Raw genomic sequence first — 1,242 nt, 5'->3', positions numbered from 1 at the left:
CGCTTGAAGATGCGGGTATCGGGGTCGAGATCATGAATTCCCCCGCCGCCTGCCGAACCTACAACGTACTGCTCTCCGAAGGTCGCCGCATCGCCCTTGCCGCGCTCCCGGTCTGACGGATCTCCCTTCATCTGGCCAAAAATATCCCGGGGAGCGCGAGGGGCTGTGGGGGGGATCGGAATTAATTGGAACGGTGAGTACGGTTTAAACTGGAACAGGTGGATGAAGGTCATCGCATGATAGCCTTGTTTTATTGGCGATGCGGGACGGCGCGGCAAAATCGGCCGTTCGGCAAGGATGGCCCGAACTAAACTGGACTATGCCGGATGATGCCGGATGTTTCCAAAAACGGCATTAACTCTCACCACTCACGCATGGATGCGACCACTCTGCCTTCCAATCGGACATCCTCTGGTGCCTCCAAATCCACAATGATCGGTGGGTATCGTGCGTTGGTGCTGATCAGCTGGAGCCTATTACCTGGCAACCGCTGTACGCGTTTAACAAACAGTTGCCCGTCATAATGTACGGCGAACATAAAGCCGTTGCGTGGCTCTTTCTGATCCGTGGCGATCAGGACGAGATCACCATCTGAGAGCTCTGGCTCCATGCTGTCGCCAGTCACGCGGATCACCGACAGATGATCCTCACTTAGCCCGCGCCGCTGAATGGAAGCCCGACTGTAGCTGTAGTAACCGGAGCCGACGTCGGCCTCCACTAGCGAATCGAAGCCAGCGGACGCCTGCGCATCGAAGTGCGGAATGGCGACAAACTCTTCAACACGATCATTGGGTTGAAGTGCCAAAGCTTGGTTCTCATGAGCATTTGCTCCGACACTCTCCGTGATCAATCGGGCGCCTCGCCGGGTTAGAAGCCACGTTGGTGATATGTCCAAATGCTCCGCCATTGCTGCTAAAAGCTCAGCGCTCACCTTCCTGGAGCCCGAGAGATAGTGCTGCATGGTTCGGTAGTTCGCTCCGATCTTATTGGTAAAATCCTGCAAACTCAAACCGCTAGCAGATACGGCCTCTTTTAGTCGCTCATTTATGTCCATTTGTTCTTATGTCGCTTGATTATAGGAGCATTTGGTCTTATTTGTGATATTACAACATACCGACGCACCCCAGCATTGCGAGGACACTATGTCAGCAAGAAGCAAGCCGTTCCAGCCCGGAGCGGTTCTATGTGAGATCATCGTTGGCGCATGTCGCGCCTCAGACCTCGGCGGGCGTGGGAAGCAGA

2 protein-coding genes are annotated in these 1,242 nt (G+C 54.8%); one reads left to right on the top strand and one right to left on the bottom strand.

Annotation, left to right across the window (positions count from 1 at the left end; all coding sequences use genetic code 11):
* A partial coding sequence (locus tag ACR0CG_RS23895; protein WP_480527992.1) for an MTH938/NDUFAF3 family protein occupies positions 1-116 on the top strand: 116 nt, incomplete at its 5' end.
* A 245-nt stretch (positions 117-361) separates the two neighbouring features.
* Here ACR0CG_RS23895 and ACR0CG_RS23890 read toward each other — a convergent pair.
* Positions 362-1,054: an XRE family transcriptional regulator gene (locus ACR0CG_RS23890; protein WP_480527990.1), complete on the bottom strand. Its 693-nt coding sequence runs from the start codon at positions 1,052-1,054 to the stop codon at positions 362-364.
* Positions 1,055-1,242 lie beyond the last annotated feature (188 nt).

This window comes from Ruegeria sp. AB8, from assembly GCF_056542605.1.
This window is presented reverse-complemented; position numbering and strand designations above follow the sequence as displayed.